1 protein-coding gene is annotated in these 479 nt (G+C 66.6%); it reads left to right on the top strand.

Features of this window, described 5'->3' with window-relative positions; all coding sequences use genetic code 11:
- On the top strand, nucleotides 1-479 hold a 479-nt coding region (locus FMEAI12_RS05055), incomplete at both ends, for a MaoC family dehydratase (protein WP_146776637.1).

Raw genomic sequence — 479 nt, 5'->3', positions numbered from 1 at the left:
GGCCGGTACTACGAGGAGTTCGAGGTCGGCGCGGTCTACAGGCACTGGCCTGGAAAGACGGTCACCGAGTACGACGACCATCTGTTCTGCCTGCTCACGATGAACCACCACCCGCTGCACCTGGACGCCAACTACGCCGAGCACACCACCCAGTTCAAGCGCAACGTGGTCGTCGGGAACTACGTCTACTCGCTGCTGCTCGGGATGTCCGTCGCCGACGTTTCCGGCAAGGCGATCGCCAACCTGGAGGTCGAGTCGCTGCGGCACGTGGCGCCGGTCTTCCACGGGGACACGATCTACGGCGAGTCGACGGTGCTGGCCAAGGTGGAGTCGAAGAGCAAGGACGACCGCGGCATCGTGACGGTCGAGACCCGCGGCCTCAACCAGGACGGCACCCTGGTCTGCGTCTACCGGCGCAAGGTGATGGTCCCCAAGCGGTCCTACGGCGAGGCCCGCGGGGGAGAACAGCCCGGCCGGCC

Source organism: Parafrankia sp. Ea1.12, assembly GCF_900465275.1.
GTDB classification, from domain to species: Bacteria; Actinomycetota; Actinomycetes; order Frankiales; family Frankiaceae; genus Parafrankia; species Parafrankia soli.
Note: the sequence above shows the minus strand (reverse complement) of the source record. Positions and strands in the feature narration are given on the sequence as shown.